Source organism: Candidatus Protofrankia californiensis (assembly GCF_900634765.1).
Taxonomy (GTDB): domain Bacteria; phylum Actinomycetota; class Actinomycetes; order Frankiales; family Frankiaceae; genus Protofrankia; species Protofrankia californiensis.
This window is the reverse complement of the sequence record NZ_CAAAFT010000252.1, coordinates 3,426-4,662: the sequence shown is the minus strand read 5'-3', so window position 1 is coordinate 4,662 and position 1,237 is coordinate 3,426. Positions and strand designations below refer to the sequence as shown.

Annotated in this window: 1 protein-coding gene; it reads left to right on the top strand. The window is 71.9% G+C overall.

Annotated elements, in window-relative coordinates; translation table 11 throughout:
* A partial coding sequence (locus DD1DGNOD_RS13575) for an alpha-(1->3)-arabinofuranosyltransferase domain-containing protein (RefSeq protein ID WP_131770300.1) occupies window positions 1–1,237 on the top strand: 1,237 nt, incomplete at both ends.

Below are 1,237 nucleotides of genomic sequence, written 5' to 3'. Positions count from 1 at the left end.
CTGATCTTCGTGTTGCTGGCGCCGATCCTGTGGCTGCCCTTCGCCGTGTGGGGAACCCGCGAGGTCCGGCTGGGCCCCGCGTTGGGAATGTGCGCCCGAGCCGCGGTGGCGGTCGTGGGCTGCTCGGCATGGTGGATCGCGGGTCTGGTTACCCAGGCCGGCTACGGCGTCGACATCCTCGCCTACAGCGAGACGCTCAGGACGGTCGCGAGCGCCTCCCAGGCATCCGAGGTACTGCGCGGCCTGGGCAACTGGTACTTCTACGGCGGGGACGTGCTCGGTACCTGGATCGCGCCGTCGCGGGACTACACCCAGACCATCTGGGTGATCGTCATCAGCTTCACGGTGCCGCTGCTGGCCCTGGCCGGCGCCGCGCTGTGTCGGTGGGGATACCGGACGTACTTCGTCCTGCTCGTACTCGTCGGTACCACGGTGTCGGTCGGGGTCTACCCCTACGACGACCCCTCGCCGCTGGGTACGGCCTTCCGGTCGTTCGCCGAGGCGTCCACCGCCGGCTTCGCCCTGCGCTCGATGCCCCGTGCCGTGCCGTTGATCGCCCTCGGTCTGTCGGTGCTGCTGGCCAGCGGGCTCGCGGCGGTCTCGCAGCGCATCGAAGAGCACCTCGCACAGCGCGCAGAGGCGACACCTGACCGCGGGCGCCGGCTCCCTCCCCGCTTGCCCAGCTTGCGCGGAGCGGGAGCCCGGCTGCCGGGCGCGGTGTCGGGTGTCGCGTGGACGGTCGTGGTCGTGCTGATCGTGGCGAACCTGAGCCCGTTGTGGCGCGGCCGGTTCGTCGAGGCCGGGCTGGACCGTCCCGAGACGATCCCCGCCTACGAACGACAGGTCGCCGCCGCTTTGGACACGGCGGGGCCGGGCACCCGGGTCCTGGAACTGCCCGGGGCGGACTTCTCCCACTACCGCTGGGGCACGACTCTCGACCCCGTCCTGCCCGGACTCACCGACCGCCCCTTCCTGTCCCGCGAACTGATCCCGTTCAGCGCCGCCGCATCCGCCGACCTGCTGCGCGCGCTGGACCGCCGGCTGCAGGAGGGGGTGTTCGAAACCGACTCGCTCGCCGACACCGCCCGGCTGATGGGTGTCGGCGACGTGGTGCTGCGCAGCAACCTGCAGTACGAGCGGTTCCGCACGCCGCGGCCCGTACCGACCTGGCAGCTGTTCACCGATCCGCTGCCGGCGGGCCTGGACGCCCCACGTCGCTATGGGCCGCCGGTGGCCG